This is a genomic window from Xenorhabdus ehlersii (assembly GCF_003610465.1).
Lineage (GTDB): Bacteria > Pseudomonadota > Gammaproteobacteria > Enterobacterales > Enterobacteriaceae > Xenorhabdus > Xenorhabdus ehlersii.
The window spans coordinates 122120-144292 of the sequence record NZ_RAQI01000007.1 but is presented as its reverse complement, the minus strand read 5'-3'; the positions used below and the strand labels follow the sequence as shown (position 1 = coordinate 144292).

The window sequence follows — 22173 nt, the reverse complement described above, 5'->3', positions numbered from 1 at the left end:
TTCCAAAGATTTACCTACATTTACGAGTATCTCAACTGCTCAAGGTGAGTATACACACTATTTTCCGACTATCTGCGCCATTCATTATCGGAAAAAATATCGGTATAAATGACGGTAAAATGTCGGTATAAAGTTACGCCTGTCCACAAGCGGTTGCTCTCGGTATAATCACCGCGCTATTTTTGTGTATTCCTCAGGGAGATAACCATTTTGACCATCAAGAACTACAACTATCATATGACCCACTTTATCACGAGTGCACCTGACATTCGCCACCTGCCTCAAGATGTGGGCATTGAGGTCGCGTTTGCCGGCAGGTCAAATGCGGGTAAATCTAGCGCCCTGAATGCACTAACCCGCCAAAAGAGCCTTGCGCGTACCAGTAAAACCCCTGGCCGTACCCAGTTGATTAACCTGTTCGAAGTAGAAGAAGGTGTTCGTCTGGTAGACTTGCCAGGCTATGGTTACGCTGAAGTCCCAGAAGAGATGAAACGTAAATGGCAGAAAGCCCTAGGAGAGTATCTCCAAAAGCGTGAATGCCTGTTAGGGCTGGTGGTTTTGATGGATATCCGCCATCCGTTGAAAGATCTGGATATGCAAATGATCGAATGGGCGGTCGTGATGCAAGTCCCCGTCATGGTATTGCTCACTAAAGCCGATAAACTGGCTTCCGGTGCCCGTAAAAGCCAACTAGCGAAAGTTCGTCAGGAATTGTCCTCTCTGAATGGTGATATTCAGGTCGAATACTTCTCCGCCCTGAAAAAAATCGGCACCGATAAACTAGAGCAAAAACTCAATCTTTGGTTCAATCAGCCTGCTATTGAGGCGGAGTAACATCCGCCTTCTGCCTTACTGCACTTCCATTAATCGGACATAAAAAAACGCCCCAGTCAAAAAATATGACTGGGGCAGCTAATATTCAGCTAAATCCGATTACGTGAAGTAAAAGGTCTGAAAGATAGAACATCTTACCTCTGTACCCTACATCGACAACTTTAACCTATTCTTTTCATCAAAAAAAGACTTTTTTGTAATTAATTTTCACTAATTACCTCGATTCAGCTGTTAACATTTAAGCAGAACAGGTTATTATGGCGTCATTCATGTAGTTTAATTACATATTTATGAGATCTAGATCTAATCTAAAATCTAACTGAAATTCTTGTCACACGCCTTTTCGCGGTGTAATTGAGATAATTCCAGTTCATTAAACACGCAGTATTTTCATAAAAATCATTCAATAAAAAAAGAACCGCATTTCTGCGGCTCTTTTTCAGCTTCTAAGATAAAAGGGACATCAGTGTGCCTGATCCCAATTATCACCAATCCCAACATCCACTTTTAACGGCACATCAAGCTGCATACTTTGTTCCATCAGCTCTCTGATTTTCTGCCCTGCTATCTCCAGCTCTGATTCATGTACTTCAAATACCAGTTCATCGTGAACCTGCATGATCATGCGCACATTTGGCTGTTCACTGACAATCCAGTTATCTACCGCAATCATCGCCAATTTGATGATATCCGCTGCCGTCCCCTGCATAGGTGCATTGATGGCTTCACGCTCTGACGCCTTGCGGCGCATGGCATTACGCGATTTGATATCCGGCAGGTACAACCGACGGCCTTCCAGCGTTTCGACAAATCCATGATCAGCCGCCTGCGCCCGTGTACGTTCCATATAAGCCAACACTCCTGGATAACGTTCAAAATAGAGGTCCATATAGCGCTGTGCTTCACCACGCGGAATACCTAACTGACGGGACAGGCCAAACGAACTCATGCCGTAAATCAGACCAAAGTTAATCGCCTTAGCACTGCGACGCTGTTCACTGGTCACTTGTTCCAATGGTACGCCAAACACTTCCGCAGCCGTCGCACGGTGGATATCTTTGCCTTGGGCAAATGCCTCCAACAAGCCTTTGTCCTGTGACAAATGCGCCATAATGCGCAATTCAATCTGTGAATAGTCCGCGGCCATAATGCAGTAACCTTCCGGCGCAACAAATGCCTGACGGATACGGCGCCCTTCGTCATTACGAACAGGGATGTTTTGCAAGTTTGGATCACGGGAAGAGAGGCGCCCCGTCGCAGTTACCGCCTGATGATACGAGGTATGAACACGATTTGTCAGTGGGTGCACCATCTGAGGCAGTTTATCAGTATAAGTGGTTTTCAGTTTTGCCAGACCACGATGTTCCAAAATCACCCTTGCCAATTCATGGTGCTCTGCCAACTCTTCCAGCACTTCTTCATTCGTTGATGGTGCACCATTTGGCGTCTTTTTCAATACAGGCAAGTTCATTTTTTCAAATAAGATGACTTGTAGCTGTTTTGGTGACGCCAGATTGAATTCTTCCCCTGCCAACTCATACGCAGATTTTTCCAGTTCATCCAAACGCGCAGTGATTTCCCTTGAATGTTCTGCCAACGTTTGGGCATGGATCAACACCCCTGTTCTTTCCATACGGGACAGCACCGGCACCAGTGGTATTTCGATCTTCTGGAAAACTTTTTGCAGAGTTGGAGCATTCTCTAACTGAGGATACATGGCCTGATGTAGCCTAAGAGTCACATCCGCATCTTCTGCTGCGTATTTTGCAGCTTCCTCCAATGGAATTTGATTGAAGGTGAGTTGCTTTTTGCCCTTGCCCGCAATTTCTTCAAATGTGGTGGTTTTATAGCCCAGATGACGATCAGCAAGGCTATCCATGTCATGCCGCCCTGCTACGCTGTTCAAAACATACGATTCCAGCATGGTATCGAAAACAATGCCATTTAAAGCAATGTCATAACGCGCCAAAACACCACGATCAAATTTCAGGTTTTGACCAATTTTAGGCAGATTGGCATCTTCCAGCAGCGGTTTTAATGCTGCGAGGACTTCATGCAGCTCCAATTGCTGTGGCGCATCCAGATAATCGTGTCCCAATGGCAGATAAGCGGCTTCAACTTCTGATTCCCCCACTGCAATGGCAAAGGACATCCCCACCAGATTAGCTGTTAGGGTATCAAGACTGTCGGTTTCAGTATCAAAAGAGAATGCCGGAACTTGTTTCAGCTTTGCAATCCATTCATCAAGGATCTGGCGCTCAAGGATGGTTTGATAATTTTCCGGTGAAATTTTAACAGCGGCTGGTGCAGCAGCCACTGATTCTGACTTAGTGCCAGCTGCAACAGGTTTCTGCCCATTACCTTCCAGCCAACTGCCATTCTGTACGTCACTGATCCAACGTTTGAATTCATAATGATTGAACAGAGACAGTAACTCATCCGTATCCGGAGGCATAACAGAAAGATCTAAACAGGTTCTATCCAACTCAACGTCGGTTTTGATTGTTGCCAATTGGTAGGAAAGATAAGCCACCTCTTTATGCTGTTCCATTTTACCACCCAGTGTTTTGGCTCCACGGAAACCAAGTGTGGCAATATCATCAAGCCGGGCATAGATCTCATCCAATCCGCCAATACCCTGCAATAGCCCCAGAGCGGTTTTCTCACCCACTCCCGGCACCCCCGGAATATTATCGGAAGAATCCCCCATTAGGGCGAGAAAATCGATCATCAGCTCAGGAGGAATACCATATTTTCCCTCAACCTCTTCCGGCCCCAAAATAGTGTTGGTCATGGTGTTAATCAGCGTGATATTTGGCGTCACCAATTGCGCCATATCTTTATCACCAGTGCTAATCAGCACCGAACGGTCCTCTTTTTCAGCCTGCAAAGCCAATGTACCGATAACATCGTCAGCTTCAACCCCTGGCACAACCAGAATTGGCAGTCCCATTGCCTTGACCATTTTGTGCAACGGTTCAATCTGCAAGCGCAAATCATCCGGCATTGGTGGCCGATGGGATTTATATTCAGCAAATAGCTCATCACGGAACGTTTTGCCTTTGGCATCAAACACAACCGCCACATGGCTGGGTTTATACTGAATAATCAAACTTCGCAACATGTTCAGTACACCATACATGGCGCCCGTCGGTTCTCCCGAACTGTTTGTCAGTGGTGGAAACGCATGGTATGCACGATAAAGGTATGAAGAACCATCAACCAAAATCAGGGGATTGTCTGCTATCTGTGCCATAAAATTTTCTTCGTCGTTCTGTGGGATGAATAAAGAATAGAATGCCATACTGTGTCGTTCTAGACGAATTTTGCGGGAATTTTCTCGTACTAACTTGCATTTTATGGCAAATATTCTGATAAGCACTCTGTGGATAACTTTGTGCACAAAAAAATGGCATATAAAACAGATTTATGTTTATTCCCACAAAAAATGGATAACAGAAGATAAAAAATCAATGAATTACGCGGAATATTAAATAAATATTACAACCGCTTTAAAATCACTGACTTGTGGATATTACCGGAGTTAATGAGATGGTCTTCCCCACCTTGTGAACCATACTCTTTATAGAGTATTTTTTCTGGAGAGTCCATCATGCAAAACGTCACCCTTATTGGTATCGATCTCGGCAAGCATTCTTTCCATATCCATTGTCAGGACAAATTCGGCAAGACTATGCTGCGTAAAAAATTTACCCGCCCAAAATTAATGGAATTTTTAGCTGGGTGTACATCGACTACCGTCGTGATGGAAGCTTGTGCGGGTGCACATTTTCTGGCTCGTCGGATCGCTGATTTAGGCCATGATGCGAAGCTGATATCTCCGCAGTTTGTTCGTCCTTTTGTCAAAAGTAACAAAAATGATTTCGTTGATGCAGAGGCGATATGTGAAGCGGCATCACGCCCCTCAATGCGTTTTGTCCAGCCGAGAACGGAGACGCAACAGGCGATGAGAGCACTGCATCGTGTCAGAGAATCACTCATCAAAGATAAGGTAAAGACCACTAACCAAATGCACGCCTTTTTGCTGGAGTTTGGTATCAGTCTGCCAAAAGGCGAGGCGGTCATTAAACGGTTATCTCTGGTTCTGGCAGAACACGACGTGCCCGATTATCTGAGCCGTTTACTGATGAAATTACATGCCCACTACCTTTATCTTGTCGAGCAAATAACCACGTTGGAATTAGAATTAAAACAGTCCATCAAAGCGGACGATGCGACTCAACGCATGATGACAATACCGGGGGTAGGACCCATTACCGCCAGCCTACTTTCATCCCAGCTTGGTGACGGAAAACAATTTTCATGCAGCCGGGATTTTGCGGCTTCGATGGGGCTTGTTCCCCGACAATACAGTACAGGGGGAAAACCGACTCTGCTGGGTATCAGCAAACGCGGCAACAAAAATTTGCGCCGATTGCTGGTTCAATGCGCCCGGGCGTTTATGATGCGGCTTGAGCATCAGCATGGGAGACTTGCCGAGTGGGTTCAGGCACAACTGAGCAAGAAACATTCGAATGTGGTTGCCTGTGCATTGGCTAATAAGCTGGCAAGAATAGCCTGGGCAATCACTACTCGACAAAATGAGTATCAGGCCTAATAGAGGCTGGCTGATTCAATAACTTGATGATTAAACAGTGAAATACACGTTACCTATCTGGTTTTGCGAAGACTGATTATTGATGACATGAACGGCCAATCGGCCTGATGAATAACCTAAGAAACAAAATGGCTCATTGAAGCCGGGGAGTTTTTAAGGTTCATCAGGCGCAGAACTCATCGTGGCGCGGGTATCCATACTCATAGAGACGCCGGATAGATTTAAGCAAGCCAACCATACATCAAAATGAGTGTTGCAAAAACGGGGAAGACCATAGATTATGTTACGAAAGGTGCTTTTTGGCAAGTATTGTGCCAACTCTCTCATGATCGGCACAATACCTATATTATTTTATATTAATCCTAGCGTTTTTATTTCGTTACGCCACCCTCTTGCAACTTATTTTTTATTCACCAGATAGTTCACTACCTCAGAGAATTTCTGCGAGTAATCTAAAGCTGAACGAGTTTCAATTCCACCGTTGTTAATCAAATACTTGCCATTAACAAAGATCGACGGAACACCGCGCAAGTTGAAATCCTGGGCTGACTGACGCTCTTTAGCGGCTACTGATTGCACGATAAAGCTGTTCAGGGCTGCATCATACTCTTCACCAGATACACCCGCTTTGATGAAGGCATTGCGGATATCTTCCTTGCTATTGATGGTTTGGCTTTTCTGAATGCCATCAAACAAAATAGGTGTGACTTTATCTTCAATCTTCATGACAATGGCGACTGCCCAGGCATCAGTCAATGCTTTTCCCAAAGGCCCCAGAAAATCCACATGATAACGTTCATGAGTCACACCTGCTGGCAGGTTTTTCTCAACAGTAGCAGGAACATGATAAATATTTTCAAACTGATAGCAATGAGGACAATAAAAAGAGAAAAACTCCACCACCTGAGGTTGATTTTCAACCGGATCTTTTAACTCGGTATACTGTTTGCCTTCAGAAAAACCGGAAGCAGATGCATTAAATGCCATAAACGCTCCCACCAGTGCTAGCCAAAATTTCTTCATAATGGTCTCCAAAAAAATTAATACATCGGGTTGAGCTGTAAAGGCGGCTCTTGTAACAGCCGGACTTGTTCAGAAAAAAGACTCAATTGCTTATGCCAAAAATCACTATCAGCCATCCACGGAAACGCTTTTGGAAAAGCCGGATCTTGCCAGCGACGAGCAACCCAGGCTAAATAATAGACCATTCTCATCGCACGCAGAGGCTCTATTAATGCCAATGTCTTGGGATCAAATGTCATAAACTGACCATATGACTCAAGCAAGATATCCAACTGGATCAACCTTTCTTGCCGTGAGCCATTGAGCAACATCCACAAATCCTGGATAGCGGGACCATTGCGGGCATCATCAAGATCCACAAACCATGCTTCATCACGCCACAAGATATTACCAGCATGGCAATCACCATGCAGCCGCAATACCTGCCAGTTATCATGCCATTGGCTTGCAACAGCCTGGTTCAATTCATCTAGTGCAGCCAGAAAACCCTGTTTATGCCTGGCGGAAATGAGTTCACATTCAGCCAAATATTGATACGGCTGATATAAATATTCATTCAGGTTAAGGGTGGGACGAGCAGAAAATGTTTTTTTTGCCCCAATTTGATGCATTCTTCCCAGCAATCGCCCAACATCTTCCAATTGGTCAAAACTATCTGACTCGTACTGGCGCCCTCCCACACTGGGAAAAATGGCGAAAAAGAAACCACCATAATTCAGTACCGTCTGCCCATCAAACATCAACGGTGCTGCCACGGGCAAATCAGCCTGTTGCAATTCATGTGCAAGATCATGTTCCTCCTGAATTTGCTGCTGGCTCCAGCGCAGGGGCCGATAAAATTTCACAACATAGCGTCTGCGATTCTCATCCATGAACTGATACACCCGATTCTCATAGCTATTCAGTTCGGTTAGACCAGAATCAAGGTACAGGCCAGACTGCCCCAATGCATCCATGATTAAATCTGGCGTAATATTTTGGAAATTAAAAGCCTTCGGTTCCGTCACAACACAGTTCTCTCTTCATTAATCTTTAATAATGCCCCGAGCACGCAACAACGCCGTCTTAAAATCTTCTTCATAATCTTTTTTCAACCCAGGGATTTCTGCATGGCTATCCGTACCGCGCATTTTCAGGTGATAAATCAGAATATCATCCGTCAATTCAGACAACTGCCCTGTGAATCCCGCTTCATCAGCCAGTTTTTGCAATAGCGCCAGCAGATTTAAATCCGGCTCATTCTTCCATACTGGATGTAAAAGTTCGATAACTTCATTGAGGCGGTGATAGGTCATTTCCAGTTCCTTATAAATCACGATACAAATTAGCAGGGTTAATGGCTCTGAGAAAGCATTGGTCTGTCAACCAGCGTAAAGTTATACTGCCACCTCAAGCAGCATGGTTAGATATTGATTCACAATTGAAAGACAAAGGGTATACCAAACATTAAATATTTCATTGCCCAATATCAGGTGATTTAACATGACGCATCCAAAAATAAGTGGCGCAATTCTGGCAGGGGGATTATCCACCCGCATGGGGGGAAACGACAAAGGATTACTGCAATTTAACAATGCACCACTATACCAACACATTGCTACAAGATTACAGCCGCAGATTCATGAACTGTTGATTAATGCCAATCGCAATCTGGAAATTTATCATCAGAGTGGCTATCCCATCATACCGGATATCATTGCCGATTTTTCCGGACCATTGGCAGGTATGTTGGCGGTTTTAAAAAGCGCCATCCACGAATGGGTGGTATTTGTCCCTTGCGATGTCCCCAATTTCCCTGAAAACCTAGTCGCAAAACTGTGGCACTACAAACAAAACGCTTGGGCTGCTTATGCACATGATTGCGTGCGTGCACATCCTACCCTGGTATTAATGCACCGCAGTCTAATCCCTCGTCTGGAAAGCTATCTCGCTTTGGGAGACAGAAAACTTATGTTCTTTATGCAGATGATTAAGGCAAAGGCGGTCTATTTTCCCAATCCCAGCGCTTTCACTAACTTAAATACACCTGAAGAATGCCATAACTGGAAACATCGTCATTGGGAATGCCTTCAGGAGCCAGCATGAACCACAGCAGCAATAACACAGCACTGCCTATTCTGGCTATCACCGCTTATAGTGGAACCGGAAAAACGACACTATTAAAGCAAGTCATTCCTCTGTTACGCCAGCAACATATCCGCGTTGGACTCATTAAACATACTCATCACAATATGGATGTCGATAAGCCAGGCAAGGACAGCTATGAACTCCGCAAAGCGGGTGCTGCACAAACGTTAGTCGCCAGTCAGCAACGCTGGGCTTTGATGACTGAAACCCCAGAATTACCAGAACCAGATCTTTACTATCTTGCCAGCCGATTTGATGCAAATTCGCTGGATCTGATTTTGGTTGAAGGATTCAAACAAGAACCAATCCCCAAAATAGCTCTTTATCGAGACGGCCTGAATCATACCGTTGATGAGATCCTCGATCCCTATGTAATAGCAATTGCCAGCGATATTGCGCTGGCAACACCACTTCCACAACTTAATATCAATCAGCCGGAACAAGTGGCAGCGTTTATTGCCGAGTGGTTACATCAATAACCGTGTGGGATGGTGAAAATATAGAAAAAATTCTAGTCAATATAAAACGCTTTAATTTAAATACCGTAAAACATTCCCGTTCAGATAGACATCCCGAATGTTACCTCCTCAACAATGGCTATTAACCAATTACAGAAGAAAAAAGCCGGCAGTGTTGGCGAGACAGAATGGAATCCGACTGATATCAATACATTTTTGGAGAATTGGAAAACTATTGTCTTACAAGACATCCTAACTTCAATAACCGCTCAACACACTATTACGATTTAAAAATCGCCTCTAACATTTGAAAGGATTTTCAATCTGGTTTATTGGCTCCAATGATAAAAACCATGCTTATCAGATTCACAGTAAAGAAGCAGAAATAATCATTTATGAATGATACGGAAAATAAGATAACGAAATGTGGGCTGTGATTGCAGAGTTTGGGTCATACAGAATCGAACTACTTTATGAAACACAGTCTTTTATAATGCATTTTCAGTAGTGACAAGTCAGGCTGATATTAAGACAATTCTGTTGAAAAATTTGCCAAAAACTATCCGAATAGAGTTTGATATCACTATCTAAAACGCTTGCCTTTTTCCATTCAAACTGACTGAATCCAGCTTTTTCAATAGCACGCTCATAATCTTCACGACTCCATTGGTAAAATGTGAAAGCACTTGGAGGTGTGCTAAGAAATTCCGCCTGATAACGGTACCCTCCTTGCCACGGTTCTTTGCTCAAAATATGTATGCCATAGATATCATAGTTATCTACTTCTAATTGATAATCAGGTGAAATCGTATAAGCGACTAATTTACCAGAAGGCTTGAGATGATTGGCAACTGACTGGAACATTTTCTCAAGATCTGCACACGACTCCGCATAATTGAACAACCAAGCAGCAACAACGAGATCAAACTTGCCAAATAATTCCATGTCGCAAACATTTCGAACATGAAAAATTCCACATCATCACCACATTGTTTCGATTTTGCTCTAGCAAGCGCTATCATTTTTTCTGAAATATCTATACCAACAACTTTTGAAGCGCCAAGATTACGTAGCTTTCGGCCAAAGTAACCATTTCCACAAGCCAAGTCCAGAACTGATTTACCCTGAGCATCACCAATCCTGTCCAGGATGGCACGAACTTCGACTTTAATATGGGGAGCTGTCTTCATGAAATCTAAATAACGCTCTCCGATAGAGTTATAATCTAAATCTTGCTTTGCCATAATTAACCTGAGTCCTAGATAAGAAGCTGAACTAAGTGCCTGTTCCAAGATCCAGAATTTTCGACCAAGAAAAAATCGATCTTAATAAAAAACAAGCATGGACAAATTAATTGAACTTTGTTGTGTTGTCGACAACATTTGTTGGATTTTTATTCGAAAGCGGGAGCCATTTTGGCTCTAACATGGACAGAGCTATTACCAAGGCTAAGTGGATATGAGCTCAGATTAATTATTAACCCCCTGATAAACAGAGGGTTACCTATTCCATTTTTCCTATTATATCCTTACATTACTTCCCTTCCGGCATCAAACCAATAAACGTCGTTTTTTTGCGGGGCTCAGTCATCAATGCTTCCAGTTTTTCGACACAGCGCAAGTAATGAGACGTTTTCTTATGCGCCGCAACAGCCTCTTCATCAGCATAGGCTTCATAGATATAAAAGCGGGTTGGGATATTTTCATCACGCAATACATCGAACCGTAAATTACCCGGCTCTTTAACAGAGCCAAGGTGATTATCCCGAAATACTTCGATAAATTCGTCTATCTTGTCGGCTTTAACATTAATTTCCACTAATGTGACGTGCATATTATTCTCCCCTGGCTTTTTCACTCAGGAAAAGCTCATAAGCCTGAGCAGGTTTCTCATTATGATGCACCACGGCCTGCACAGCTTTCAGCATTGCAACAGGTGCTTCCGACTGGAAAATATTGCGTCCCATATCCACACCAGATGCCCCTTGATCAATCGCCTGATAGCACATATTCAACGCATCCAGTTCCGGTAATTTCTTACCACCTGCAATCACAATCGGCACTGGACAGCCCGCCACTACTCGCTCAAAGCCGCTATCGACATAATAAGTTTTGATAATGTTCGCCCCTATTTCAGCTGCAATGCGAGTCGCCAGAGAGAAATAACGTTGGTCACGCGCCATATCTTTACCGACGCCCGTCACCGCCATTGTTGGCATACCATAACGTGTTCCCTGATCCACCAGCTTAATTATATTTTTAATGGATTGATGTTCGTGTTCTGAACCGATATAAACCTGTGCCGCAACCGCACAAACGTTGAGACGAAGTGCATCTTCCATCGCTACCGCAACAGCTTCATTGGAGAGTTCAGCCAGAATCGAGTTGGCTCCAGACGCACGCAGAACTACAGGTTTATTGGTTGCAGGCGGAACCTGGCTGCGCAGGATACCGCGGGTACACATCAACACGTCGGTGTGTTCAAACAGCGGAGCGATATTGATATCAATACGCTCCAAGCCGGTGGTTGGGCCCTGAAAATAACCGTGGTCAAATGCCAGCATCACCGTTTTATTGGTGGTGGGATTGAAAATTCGTGACAAACGGGACTGCATCCCCCAATCCAGCGCACCACAGCCTTTCAGTTCAAACAGCGTGTTCTGTTGCGGTGTATTAATGCCAAAATCTTTACCATCTTTGATATCATCTAAATCTGCCATTTCTCCCTCCAGAAAGGTGTCAGGAGCTGTATACCAGCCCCATGAATTAGAAATCGTACTGATTGATATTGTCTTTGGTGAAAATTACCCGCTCCGGCATGACAATAATGCCATTACCTTTCGCTTCATAACGGTATCCCTGTACACTGTTGGGTGAGATTTCAACGCTGCCAATACCAGGAATATTCAATTTATCTCCCACATTCAGCTCGTCTTTTTGCAATATCTCATTGGTAACATGGATGGCTATCTTGCCCTGCTTGACCACATCCCACAAAGCGAACTGTTTGACCGTACCATTTTCAACATAAGGACGCATGACATTCGGGGTACTGAACCCAACAATCGCGACATCTTGACGCTTCAGGTTTTCTGCTGCCTGAGCCGCAGCAGGTAAGGCATTAGCATCTGGAGCGATAATCACATCCAGGTCCTCCCACGCTTTCAAAATGCCTTCCGCTGTCTGCAAAGATTTGGTGGCATCGTTATAGCCAAATCGGGTAGTGACAATTTCCCAATTCGGATGTTCCTCTACAATTTTCGCCTTAGCCTCTTTAACCCATTGGTTTTGATCCGTCACTGTCGGGCTGGAATAGAAAAATGCTACTTTCGCTTTTTCTTTTTTAATCTGATTTGCAGCCATATCCACCAGAATCCCCCCTAACTGCTTTGGCGTTCCTTGATCGATATAGATAGAGCGGCATTCTGGCGCAGTATCGGAATCCCACGTCAATACTTTGACACCACGCTTCATGGCGCGTTTCAAAGCCGGACACAATCCATCTGGTGACACAGCTGAAACCACAATCGCATCATAGCCTTGGTTAACAAAGTTATTAATAAGCTGAACCTGCCCCGCAACGCTCGGCTCTGTCGGGCCATCGTAAGTGACTTCAACACCCAGCTCCTTGCCTGCTTCCACCGCACCTTGCCCGCCACTGGTAAAGAACCCAACACCGACCAATTTAGGTATAAATGCAATTTTCTCTGCCGCCTGAGCCCAGGAAACACATCCCAGGCTTAATGCAGCAGCCAAAGCCAGTTTTTTCATTGTTGGTGCTTTCATGCCTATCTATCTCCATTTATTTTTATTTCAAGATCGTCTTTTATGTTTCAGAAATATGTTGTTGTGAAACAGAAGCCCTTCGACGTTGCCACCAATCACAGATTTGATGACGATGCAACGAAGCAGATCGTCCTATCACAACTACAATCAGCAAGGCACCAGACAACGCACTGGATATCTGGTTAGGAATCCCCACCATCTGCAATCCTTGCTGCAAATAACCCACCAGCAAAACAGCCAGTGCCGTACCCATAATCGAGCCAGCACCACCATAAATATTGGCTCCTCCCAGCACTACAGCAGTAATGGCTGGCATCAGGAAAGAACTTCCCAAATCGGAACGCGCCGAACCAAAATAAGAGACCAAAACAATCGCCGCTACTGCCGAAGCCACCCCTGTCAAAGCGTATAACAAGCACAAAGTTTGATTTACAGGGATAGCACCGTAACGGGCAACACGGCTGTTCTGCCCAATAAGAAAAATATTACGACCACGATGGGTACGATGCATAAATAACCAGCACACCAACGCAAAAAGTATAAAGATGATCAAAGGAACAGGTAGGTCGAGCAGTGTCAGGTTGGCAAAATCTGTAAATGTATCAGGAAAACCACCAATGCCTTCATATCCCGTCGCGCCAGATAGTCCCGACAACAATAAGGCACTACCACCAAACAGGTACATCGTGCCGAGGGTAATTACCAACGGATTTACACCCGTATAGAAAATCAGGGCAGCATTAATCAGACCACACAGCCCCCCGACAAGTAAAGTCAAAGGAATTGCCGCAATCATCGGTAAACCAGCTTGATACATGACACCCAATGCAATAGCACACAGACCGATAATCGAACCAAAAGAGATATCAATACCACCACTGACAATCACCATCGTTAACGGCAACGCGATAATACCGATGCAGATAAAATCGCTGGTACTAAACAACAGCACGTTAATATCCAGCATCCTTGGATTAACTATGCCAAACAGTAAAATTTCCGCCACCAACAACACCAAAAGCGCCGTTTCCCAACCATAGCGTTGTACCCTATTCATTATGGCCTCCCGTTTCTTCCGGTATGTTTGTTTATTGGTTCAAGGAAACGGGCGTAACGTTGCTGACGTAAATTCTTGCCAACGACATTGCGTAAACGCCCATCCAGCACTAACACCACCAACAGGACAAGGCCAGCAATAAAATCATTCCACCAGGCCGATAACTTGAGTAATACCAACACACTATCAATTTGCGTCAGAAAATATGCCCCGAAGATCGCCCCAATGACGGTTCCTACTCCCCCCAGCAAACTTACTCCACCTAATACACAGGCAGCGATGGCTTTCATCTCCAACCCATTCCCCGTTTGATTTGGAATAAAGCCAATCTGTGCCACAAACACAATGCCTGCCAATGCTGCCATCACACCATTTACGGTAAATGCAGTGATGCGAATGCCATTAACGGGAGCACCAAGCTGACGAGCGCCTTGCAGGTTATCACCCGTGGCATAAAACCCACGGCCAAACTCAGTCTTCTTTAACATCCATGCCATAGACAAAATTAATAACATCAACAACCAGCCGATTGGTGAAATACCAAATAGCATTGGTCTGGCGAGATCTTTAACCCCAGCAGGCAAACCTTCGATCCATTTACCACCAGTTAACAGCAGCATTAGTCCACGGTATAAGCCGAGCGTACCCAACGTGGCAACAATCGCTGGAATTTTCAACCATGCCACCAACACACCATTAATCAACCCTGCCATCATTCCAATCAGCAACGTAATTAAACAGGCAACCGCCAACGGAAGCCCTGTATTAAGCAACATTCCCAACACTACAGCACATAATCCGGTAGTCGAACCAACAGACACATCAATATTGCGCGTCAACATTACCAACGTGGCACCCATTGCTAATAAAATAAGGATTTGGGCATTACCGAAGATCATAGTGACAGTTTGGAGACTAAAAGCATGGCGATCGAGGCTCCCTAACAAAGCAAACAGCCCCAAAATGGCGATCAATGCTGTGGCTTCTCGGTTATTCTGGATGAATTTCAATATGACGTTCCCCAAAAGAAAGGTGCATAATCTCGTCCACATTCATGTGGTCTTTATCAAGCTGTCCACAAAGCTCACCGTGATGCATGACCAGTACGCGATCAGATAACTGAACAATTTCATCAAGATCAGAAGAAATCAGGAGAATCGCCACCTGCTGGCTGGCGATGTTATGAATAAGCTGATAGATATCATTACGCGCCCCAACATCAACACCACGCGTTGGTTCATCAATGATCAGCACGGTCGGCTTGGCTTCCAAACATTTAGCAATCAGAATCTTTTGTTGATTACCGCCAGACAGCGTACGTACAAACTGATTTACATTGTGGAATCGAATATTGAGCGCTTGACAATATCGTTCCAATACTCCGATATCGTGGGTGGGACGCGTCCAGAAAGTGCTTCGGTTGTGCATCAGCGAACAAACATTCCAACTCAAAAAGGCGTCAAGAAACAATCCTGAAGCCTGCCGATCTTCAGGCAGATAAACCAACCCACGCTGCAATCGCTCTGCTGTATCTAGTTTATTGATTATTTGCTGTCGGAAACGAATTTCACCACCTGCAATCGGGCGCAATCCATATAGCGTCTCCGCCAGTTCCGTACGACCTGCTCCCACAACGCCAGACAAACCAACAATTTCCCCCACCCGTAGCGTCAAAGAGATATCACGGAACCCTTCTCCACACAGAGAGTTCACTTCCAAAACGGGGATTTCTGACATGTTATCCGATACATTACCACTAGCTTTCAAGCTCAATTTTTGATTATCAGCCAACGCAATTGATTTTACCGTAGGTGTAATCGCCTGAATTATTGCTTCCGTTGTAAAGTGTTCAATCTCGCCGCTAAGAGCGATACCCCCATCTCGTATCACACTGACATAATCCGCAATCTCACGAATTTCAGGTAATTTGTGGGAAATGAAGATAATCCCCACTTGCTGCTGCTGTAATTCCCGTATTCGCGCAAACAAACGTTCGGTTTCTGCGGGCGTCAACGCGGCAGTTGGCTCATCCAGAATCAAAATGCGAGAATTACGCATCAAACCACGCATAATCTCCACCAACTGCTGATCTGCTACATTCAAACCACCTGCTGGTGCCTTTAAGTCAATTTGACAATCAAGCTGAATCAGTAATTCATGCATGCGACTTTTACTAGCTTGATGTTTTGGCAAACGAAACAGGATATTTTCCTGAACGGAAAGATTGGGAAATAACAAAGGTTCTTGTGGAACCAGATAAATGCCCAGTTGATGCGCTTTCGCTGGTGTCAGATAGCTGACAGTAGCACCATCCACAACCAAGGTTCCGGCATCCGGCTGTTCAATACCAGCAATGATTTTCATCAAAGTTGATTTACCAGCACCATTTCCACCTAATAATGCATGAACCTGCCCTGACATCAGAAAGAAATCAATCTGCTTCAACACCACCAAGCCAGAAAACTGCTTACTGATCCCACGAGCAACTAAAAGCGGAGCACTGTTAGTAGGGTTCAGGCAAAACGGATCATTGGTATTAGTGGCAGTATTGCTCTGTGACATCACGTACCTCATGGCCTTTTGGGTTTGCGTTTCTGACACCGATGCGAAATTGAACATTTATTTATTTTAAATACATTTGTTCAAGACTCTAATGTAAAACTTAAGAATTTTTCAATAATTAGATCACATTTTGTGAAAAAATTAGATCTACATTAAAATATGTTCAAATTTTGCGATAAGCCTCTAGTACATTAGAGATATTTATGCTTATTCTTTCCTCGTGGATAAAGAAGTTATTATGTCGATCAAATCAACCAAGAAACAATCAGTATCAGAGAAAAGCGTATTATCCGAGGAAATTGACTATTCAAGCTACAACTATCCAGGAAACAGCATGAGTGAAGAAGAGCTGATGGCCCGCATTGCCTGGTTTTACTATCACGATGGTCTGACGCAAGGAGACATCGGTGAATTACTCGGCCTCAGTCGCCTGAAAGTCTCCCGTCTGTTAGAAAAAGGACGGCAGTCTGGCGTGATCCGCGTTCAGATCAATTCACGCTATGAAGGGTGTTTGGAGTTGGAAAATGCTTTGCAAAAACGCTTTAATCTCAAACAGGTTCGCGTATTACCTACCCTTGATGGCATGAATCTGAATGCCCGTCTCGGCATCGGAGCCGCTCATCTGTTAATGGCGCTGATTGAACCTCACCAGCTATTGGCGATTGGATTTGGTGAAACGCCCATGTGCACTTTGCAGTATCTGAGCGGTTTTATCTCATCCCAGCAAATTCGGTTGGTGACGCTGTCAGGCGGTGTTGGCCCTTATATGACTGGCATTGGCCAGCTTGATGCGGCCTGCCCTGTCAGCATCATTCCTGCACCACTACGAGCCTCCACCCATCAAGTCGCGGCAACATTCCGCGAAGAACGCAGTGTACGGGACGTGATTTTGGCAGCTTGTGCGGCCGATATCGCCATCGTCGGTATCGGTGCCATCAAACAGAAGCAACATGCAACTATCATGCGTTCCGGCTATATCAGCGATGGTGAACAATTGATGTTTGGCCGCAAAGGTGCTATCGGCGACATTCTTGGTTACTTCTTCAATATGGAAGGTGAATTGGTTAGCAATATTGATATCCATCAGGAACTGATCGGTATCTCATTGCCAGAAATGAAAACCATCCCGAACGTGATTGGTGTGGCAGGTGGCATCGAAAAAGCAGACGCTATCGTTGCTGCACTGAAAGGAGGTTACATCAATTCACTGGTGACAGAAGAACAGACCGCGAAAGCTATGCTAATTTGATCGACGAATAATCTCTATCCATCCCCTGTGCCATATCGAATAAAAAGAAAATAACAACAGACGAGGATAGTATTATGAATCAATGCGCTCATGCTCACCCATCAAGGAAGTATTTGATGGCGCTTGATGCAGGAACTGGCAGTATCCGTGCAGTTATATTTGATCTCGAAGGGAATCAGGTTTCCGTTGGACAAGCTGAATGGATACACCATCCTGTACCGAATGTTGCAGGTTCAATGGAATTCGATCTGAAAAATAACTGGCAACTAGCCTGTCAATGCATTCGGCAGGCCCTGCAAAAGGCGGAATTGCCTGCCAATGCAATTCAAGGCGTTGCAGCCTGTTCAATGCGGGAAGGGATTGTCCTTTATAATCGCGAGGGCGATCCTATCTGGGCATGTGCCAATGTAGATGCCCGCTCCAGCCATGAAGTTAGCGAGCTGAAAGAACTTTACAATAATACCTTTGAATATGACGTCTACCGCTATTCCGGCCAAACATTAGCATTAGGCGCAATGCCACGCCTGCTTTGGCTAGCGCATCACCGTCCTGATATCTATCAACAAGCCAGTACCCTAACCATGATCAGTGATTGGCTGGCTTATATGCTAAGTGGCGAGCTGGCCGTTGATCCCTCTAACGCGGGCACAACAGGCATGCTGGATTTAACCAGCCGCGACTGGCGTCCCAGCTTGTTGGAGATGGCAGGCTTGCGCTCTGACATCCTCTCCCCCGTCAAAGAAACGGGAATCTTGCTCGGCTATATTACGGAAAAGGCAGCGGCAGAATGCGGCCTGAGCAGCGGCACCCCCGTGATTATGGGCGGCGGAGACGTTCAACTCGGCTGTCTTGGTATTGGTGTCGTTAAACCCGCCCAGACCGCAGTACTCGGCGGAACATTCTGGCAGCAAGTCGTCAATCTGCCTGAACCCATCACCGATCCAAACATGAACATTCGTATCAACCCACATGTTATTCCCGGCATGGCACAAGCAGAATCCATTAGCTTCTTCACTGGTCTCACCATGCGCTGGTTCCGCGATGCTTTTTGCGCAGAAGAAAAATTGCTGGCGGAACGACTGGGCGTTGATGCCTATAATCTGCTGGAAGATATGGCGGCAAGGGTTCCTGCCGGTGCCTATGGTGTCATGCCAATTTTCTCCGATGTCATGCGCTTTAAATCTTGGTATCACGCCGCTCCATCTTTTCTCAATCTCTCGATTGATCCGGAAAAATGCAACAAAGCAACGTTATTCCGGGCACTGGAAGAAAACGCAGCTATCGTCTCGGCCTGTAACCTCGATATGGTCTCGGCTTTCTCTGGCGTCCAACCAGATTCGCTGGTCTTCGCAGGCGGTGGTTCAAAAGGCAAACTCTGGAGCCAAATTCTGTCTGACGTTACCGGATTACCTGTTCGGGTGCCGGTGGTAAAAGAAGCAACGGCATTGGGTTGTGCAATAGCGGCCGGGGTCGGTGTTGGATTATATGATTCCATGCCCGCAACGGGAGAAAGATTAGTACGTTGGGAGCGGGAATATCAACCGAATTTAAGCCACCGTGAGGTTTACCAGAAAGCGAAAAAAGATTGGCAGGCGGTGTATGCAGACCAACTGCATCTGGTAGATGACGGGCTGACGACTTCATTATGGAAGGCGCCAGGATTGTGATTTTTTATTGGCCTCTTTAACAATTAGAGGCCAATGCTGGATCAACTGATAAGAGGAGATTTTCTAATCTCTCATCTCATAGTCACAAACTCTTCTGCCGCCGTGGGATGAATAGCAACCGTATTATCAAAATCCTTCTTCGTTGCCCCCATTTTCAGCGCAACCGCAAAACCTTGCAGTATTTCATCCATTCCAAAGCCGATACCGTGAATACCGACTATCTTCTCATTGGCTCCCACACAGACCAGCTTCATACGGCATGGCTGGCGGTGCTGTGTCACTGCAGTGTACATTGCGGTGAATGATGATGTATAAACCTTAACCTCATCTTCACCATACTGAGCTTTTGCCTGTGGCTCCGTCAAACCTACAGTACCAATTGGCGGATGGCTGAATACCACTGTTGGTATATTGGTGTAATCCAGATGCTCATCAGGTTTGTTGTTAAACAGACGCTCAGACAAACGACGCCCTGCTGCTATCGCAACCGGCGTCAATTCCACCGCGCCCGTGTTATCACCAACCGCATAAATACCATTAACATTGGTGTTCTGATATTTGTCGACTTGGATATAACCCTTTTCATTCAGTTCAACACCTGTTGCGACCAGATTCAGTTTATCTGTCATTGGCTCACGCCCAATCGCCCAAATAAGCGTATCAACAACCTGCTCCCGGCCATCCTGCAATTTAACCGTCAGGCTACCATCATGATTTTTAATTACAGACTGTAATATTGCTTCTGTATGCAATGTTGGCCCTTCAGTTTTAATGACTTCCAACAGCGTTTCCACAATCATAGGGTCGAAAGAGCGCAGAGGTGCATGTTTACGGACAAACAAATGTGTTTCACTACCCAACGCGTTCAAAACACCCGCGATTTCAACAGCAATATAGCCAGCCCCTACCACAGCAACACGCTTGGGCATTTCATTAAGCTCGAAGAAACCATCTGAATCAATGCCATATTCCGCACCGGGAATATCTGGACGTACCGGGCGACCACCTGTCGCGATCAGGATATGGTCGGCCGTGATTTTTTCGCCATTAACCTCGACAGTATGTGCATCAACAAAACGGGCAAATCCTTGGATGACATCGACCTTATTGTTATTCAATACACGTTCATATGATTGATGGATACGATCAATATAAGCAGTACGGCTGGCAATGAGTTTTTTCCAGTCAAAATGATTAACGGTGGTATCAAAACCATAATCGGGGCCATATTGATGAATAGATTCCGCAACTTGAGCAGCGTGCCACATCACTTTCTTTGGTACACAGCCCACATTAACACATGTTCCACCTAATGCCTTTGCTTCAATCAGGGCACATTTTTGCCCATACATGGCTGCACGGTTAATGGAAGCAATGCCGCCACTGCCGCCACCAATTGCAATATAATTGTAATGTTTACTCATCTTAGGTCACTTCCGTCTAATCAATTAAGTTACTGCCAAAGTTCAACCTAACGTCATTATTACAAAAAGTTATCATTGACGGTGGACGATTCTAACTCTTATTGCCATAGGCCACAGCTATCGAGTGATATCGCGTCACAGTTTATTCAGAGGTAATCTATTGAATAACGATACCTTTAATAAGGACGCCACGCTGAACCTTTACCTTATTCGGGGACAATCCACTCTACTGATGTATGTCCTGTACCTTCAGGAACCAGTACCTGATGCAACCACGGCAATACGGCCTTCATCTGTTGTTCTAATTTCCACGGTGGATTAATGACGATCATACCTGATGCCGTCATACCACGTTGATCACTGTCAGGGCGAACACCAAGTTCAATTTGTAAAATCTTACGAATACCAGCAGCTTCCAGCCCCTTCACCAAGCGTTTAATCTGCTGACGCAGAACAACGGGATACCACAGTGCATAAGTACCTGTAGCAAAGCGCTTATACCCTTCCTGAATACCCTGAACGACATTCTGATAATCCGACTTCAATTCATAAGGCGGATCAATCAGTACAAACCCACGACGGCTTTTTGGTGGTAGCTTTGATTTTAATTGCTGGAAACCATCTTCCCGCAGGACACGGGCACGTCCGTCGCGGGAGAATTCCGTACGTAACAGAGGAAAATCGCTGGGATGCAATTCACTCAGATTCAGCTCATCATACTCCCGCAATAAATGACGGGCAATCAGCGGAGAGCCTGGGTAATAACGTAAAGAGCCTTGTGGATTCAGCGCCTTCACAACATCCATGTACGCCGCCAATTCTTCGGGGATATCATCACGCTGCCAAATACGGGCAATACCTTCCAGATACTCTCCCGTGCGCTCGGCATGTTCCCCACTCAAGTGATAGCGGCCTGCGCCAGAGTGAGTATCCAGATACAGGAAAGGTTTTTCTTTTACTTTAAGCGACTCAATGATCAGGCTTTGTACTACGTGCTTTAACACATCAGCGTGGTTGCCGGCATGGAAGCTGTGGCGATAACTCAGCATTAATTTATTTCCTATTGATTTTTAATATATTTTAGTTCTACATAAGGTGAAAAAGTCATTTTATTACCCCACGCATTACCCCACAATTCATTGCACGAGCACTAAAACACAACGAAGCATAGTAACAAAGTAAGTACTGTCATCGCATCTTAAAAAGAGTAAATGTAGGTTAAAGAGACATGAAGTGTGGGGAAACTGATTACCCCACAGGGAAAAAATGAGGCCAGAGTGCTAATCAATGGGTTTAATGCGTAACCAAATTCTGTTTTTAAGTTCATTTAATTATCATACTTGAATAAGTACCACTACTTATTTTAATA

The 22173-nt window shown here is 45.0% G+C and carries 21 protein-coding genes; 6 read left to right on the top strand and 15 right to left on the bottom strand.

All coding sequences use genetic code 11. The features are described 5' to 3' along the window. The first annotated feature begins 210 nt into the window (after nucleotides 1-210). A complete protein-coding gene (gene yihA / locus BDE27_RS18180; protein WP_099130931.1) occupies nucleotides 211-834 on the top strand; it encodes a ribosome biogenesis GTP-binding protein YihA/YsxC in 624 nt (207 codons plus the stop codon). A gap of 85 nt (nucleotides 835-919) precedes the next feature. Here the strand turns inward: yihA and spfP are convergent, their stop codons facing one another. Beyond that, nucleotides 920-967, bottom strand: a complete 48-nt coding sequence (spfP, locus tag BDE27_RS20635) for a small protein SpfP (RefSeq protein ID WP_438361642.1) — start codon at nucleotides 965-967, stop codon at nucleotides 920-922. 330 nt (nucleotides 968-1297) lie between these two features. Beyond that, complete coding sequence (gene polA / locus BDE27_RS18175) at nucleotides 1298-4090, bottom strand: DNA polymerase I (protein WP_099130972.1); 2793 nt, start codon at nucleotides 4088-4090, stop codon at nucleotides 1298-1300. A 357-nt stretch (nucleotides 4091-4447) separates the two neighbouring features. Between polA and BDE27_RS18170 the strand changes: the two genes are divergently transcribed. Then, nucleotides 4448-5452, top strand: a complete 1005-nt coding sequence (locus tag BDE27_RS18170; RefSeq protein WP_099134140.1) for an IS110 family RNA-guided transposase — start codon at nucleotides 4448-4450, stop codon at nucleotides 5450-5452. A gap of 399 nt (nucleotides 5453-5851) precedes the next feature. Here the strand turns inward: BDE27_RS18170 and dsbA are convergent, their stop codons facing one another. Genes dsbA through BDE27_RS18155 form a run of 3 tightly spaced genes read right to left on the bottom strand, consistent with a single transcriptional unit; the run spans nucleotide 5852 to nucleotide 7770 of the window. Further along, nucleotides 5852-6475: a thiol:disulfide interchange protein DsbA gene (dsbA, locus tag BDE27_RS18165; protein WP_099130932.1), complete on the bottom strand. Its 624-nt coding sequence runs from the start codon at nucleotides 6473-6475 to the stop codon at nucleotides 5852-5854. A 17-nt stretch (nucleotides 6476-6492) separates the two neighbouring features. Further along, nucleotides 6493-7482: a serine/threonine protein kinase gene (locus BDE27_RS18160; protein WP_099130933.1), complete on the bottom strand. Its 990-nt coding sequence runs from the start codon at nucleotides 7480-7482 to the stop codon at nucleotides 6493-6495. Nucleotides 7483-7500: 18 nt separating this feature from the next. Further along, complete coding sequence (locus BDE27_RS18155; protein ID WP_099130934.1) at nucleotides 7501-7770, bottom strand: YihD family protein; 270 nt, start codon at nucleotides 7768-7770, stop codon at nucleotides 7501-7503. Between the two features lie 187 nt (nucleotides 7771-7957). Here BDE27_RS18155 and mobA point away from each other — a divergent pair, with 187 nt between their 5' ends. Together mobA and mobB are read left to right on the top strand one after the other, a co-directional pair. Further along, nucleotides 7958-8560, top strand: a complete 603-nt coding sequence (mobA, locus tag BDE27_RS18150; protein WP_099130935.1) for a molybdenum cofactor guanylyltransferase MobA — start codon at nucleotides 7958-7960, stop codon at nucleotides 8558-8560. Next, entirely contained in the window at nucleotides 8557-9081 is a 525-nt protein-coding gene (gene mobB, locus BDE27_RS18145; protein ID WP_099130936.1) for a molybdopterin-guanine dinucleotide biosynthesis protein MobB, read from the top strand. The genes mobA and mobB overlap by 4 nt, the downstream gene beginning before the upstream one ends. 480 nt (nucleotides 9082-9561) lie before the next feature. Here mobB and BDE27_RS19675 read toward each other — a convergent pair whose 3' ends face one another. The 8 genes from BDE27_RS19675 to lsrA form a co-directional block, all read right to left on the bottom strand. Continuing rightward, nucleotides 9562-9924 (bottom strand): hypothetical protein, encoded by a 363-nt coding sequence (locus BDE27_RS19675; RefSeq protein ID WP_208638614.1) that lies wholly within the window; start codon nucleotides 9922-9924, stop codon nucleotides 9562-9564. Further along, nucleotides 9879-10304: a class I SAM-dependent methyltransferase gene (locus BDE27_RS20310; RefSeq protein ID WP_208638613.1), complete on the bottom strand. Its 426-nt coding sequence runs from the start codon at nucleotides 10302-10304 to the stop codon at nucleotides 9879-9881. Before BDE27_RS20310 ends, BDE27_RS19675 begins: the two co-directional genes overlap by 46 nt. Before the next feature lie 289 nt (nucleotides 10305-10593). After that, a complete protein-coding gene (gene lsrG / locus BDE27_RS18135; protein WP_099130937.1) occupies nucleotides 10594-10893 on the bottom strand; it encodes a (4S)-4-hydroxy-5-phosphonooxypentane-2,3-dione isomerase in 300 nt (99 codons plus the stop codon). Between the two features lies 1 nt (nucleotide 10894). Beyond that, the gene (lsrF, locus tag BDE27_RS18130) at nucleotides 10895-11779 is read right to left on the bottom strand and encodes a 3-hydroxy-5-phosphonooxypentane-2,4-dione thiolase (protein ID WP_099130938.1); all 885 of its coding nucleotides are present in this window, start codon (nucleotides 11777-11779) and stop codon (nucleotides 10895-10897) included. A gap of 46 nt (nucleotides 11780-11825) precedes the next feature. Continuing rightward, nucleotides 11826-12845: an autoinducer 2 ABC transporter substrate-binding protein LsrB gene (gene lsrB / locus BDE27_RS18125; RefSeq protein ID WP_099130939.1), complete on the bottom strand. Its 1020-nt coding sequence runs from the start codon at nucleotides 12843-12845 to the stop codon at nucleotides 11826-11828. A 40-nt stretch (nucleotides 12846-12885) separates the two neighbouring features. Beyond that, complete coding sequence (gene lsrD, locus BDE27_RS18120) at nucleotides 12886-13905, bottom strand: autoinducer 2 ABC transporter permease LsrD (protein ID WP_274539993.1); 1020 nt, start codon at nucleotides 13903-13905, stop codon at nucleotides 12886-12888. After that, nucleotides 13902-14915, bottom strand: a complete 1014-nt coding sequence (gene lsrC, locus BDE27_RS18115; RefSeq protein WP_099130973.1) for an autoinducer 2 ABC transporter permease LsrC — start codon at nucleotides 14913-14915, stop codon at nucleotides 13902-13904. Before lsrC ends, lsrD begins: the two co-directional genes overlap by 4 nt. Next, on the bottom strand, nucleotides 14893-16464 hold the full coding sequence (lsrA, locus tag BDE27_RS18110) for an autoinducer 2 ABC transporter ATP-binding protein LsrA (protein ID WP_099130941.1): 1572 nt from the start codon (nucleotides 16462-16464) through the stop codon (nucleotides 14893-14895). Before lsrA ends, lsrC begins: the two co-directional genes overlap by 23 nt. A gap of 238 nt (nucleotides 16465-16702) precedes the next feature. Here lsrA and lsrR point away from each other — a divergent pair, with 238 nt between their 5' ends. Together lsrR and lsrK are read left to right on the top strand one after the other, a co-directional pair. Continuing rightward, complete coding sequence (gene lsrR, locus BDE27_RS18105) at nucleotides 16703-17713, top strand: transcriptional regulator LsrR (protein WP_099130942.1); 1011 nt, start codon at nucleotides 16703-16705, stop codon at nucleotides 17711-17713. Nucleotides 17714-17787: 74 nt separating this feature from the next. Continuing rightward, nucleotides 17788-19380 (top strand): autoinducer-2 kinase, encoded by a 1593-nt coding sequence (lsrK, locus tag BDE27_RS18100; RefSeq protein ID WP_167450635.1) that lies wholly within the window; start codon nucleotides 17788-17790, stop codon nucleotides 19378-19380. 71 nt (nucleotides 19381-19451) lie between these two features. Here the strand turns inward: lsrK and gorA are convergent, their stop codons facing one another. Further along, complete coding sequence (gorA, locus tag BDE27_RS18095; protein ID WP_099130944.1) at nucleotides 19452-20804, bottom strand: glutathione-disulfide reductase; 1353 nt, start codon at nucleotides 20802-20804, stop codon at nucleotides 19452-19454. 206 nt (nucleotides 20805-21010) lie between these two features. Beyond that, a complete protein-coding gene (locus tag BDE27_RS18090; RefSeq protein ID WP_099130945.1) occupies nucleotides 21011-21853 on the bottom strand; it encodes a 23S rRNA (adenine(2030)-N(6))-methyltransferase RlmJ in 843 nt (280 codons plus the stop codon). Between the last annotated feature and the right edge of the window lie 320 nt (nucleotides 21854-22173).